Here is an 843-nt window from a genome sequence, read left to right as displayed (position 1 = left end):
GTATTACGGAAGAAGGAAACAAAGAAGTTTTAGACTTTACCATTGCACCAACAGAGTCTTCTCACGTATGGGAAGAACTCATCCACTCCCTACATGAAAGAGGAGTAGAAAACGTCCTCCTTTTCATTTCCGATGGATTGCCAGGGATGACAGATAGCATTCACCGTGTCTATCCAAAGGCGAAGCATCAAGTGTGTTGTGTACATGTCGCTCGAAACATTTCCAGTAAAGTACGTGTAAAAGATCGTGCAGCCATTCTCGATGATTTTAAAGCCGTTTACCAAGCGAAAAACCGTGAAGAAGCTATAGAAGCCTTAGAACAAATGCAAAGCAAATGGGAAAAGCCTTATCCACGTGTCATTGAATCTGTGATGAACAACGAACAGATCTTAACGTTTTATGATTTTCCAGCTTCCATACGTCGCAGTATCTACTCGACAAACTTAATTGAAGCCTTTAACAAAGAAATCAAACGATATGTCAAACGCAAAGAACAATTTCCAAATGAAGAATCCTTAGAACGTTTTCTTGTGACACGGTTTTTAGACTATAATCACAAGTTTGGCATGCGTTGTCATCGAGGCTTTGAAAAAGCCAAATCAGAATTGATACACATGTTTGAAGCACTGGAAGATTAAGCTCTAGCACCAATCCGCCATCCTTGACCTTGTTTGCGGTCGTGGTGGTGTGTAGGTTGTCGGATGGGAAAAATAAAGCCCTATGTGGGGACTTTATCCGCACACCTAGCGTACCACGACCGATCTTTTCTAAGTTCTCGCTGGCCGGGTCCCTGAACCCAACCAGCAAGAACTAAGAAAAGGCACAAGGTCAAGGACAAGCAGC

1 protein-coding gene is annotated in these 843 nt (G+C 42.7%); it reads left to right on the top strand.

Going from position 1 to position 843, the window contains the following annotated elements:
* Positions 1–638 (top strand): IS256 family transposase (locus IEV18_RS17065; protein WP_188393520.1); only part of this gene is annotated, 638 nt, incomplete at its 5' end.
* Positions 639–843: the final 205 nt, after the last annotated feature.

Origin of the sequence: Compostibacillus humi, from assembly GCF_014637175.1 — a bacterium.
Classification (GTDB): domain Bacteria; phylum Bacillota; class Bacilli; order Bacillales; family Amphibacillaceae; genus Oceanobacillus; species Oceanobacillus humi.
This window is presented reverse-complemented; position numbering and strand designations above follow the sequence as displayed.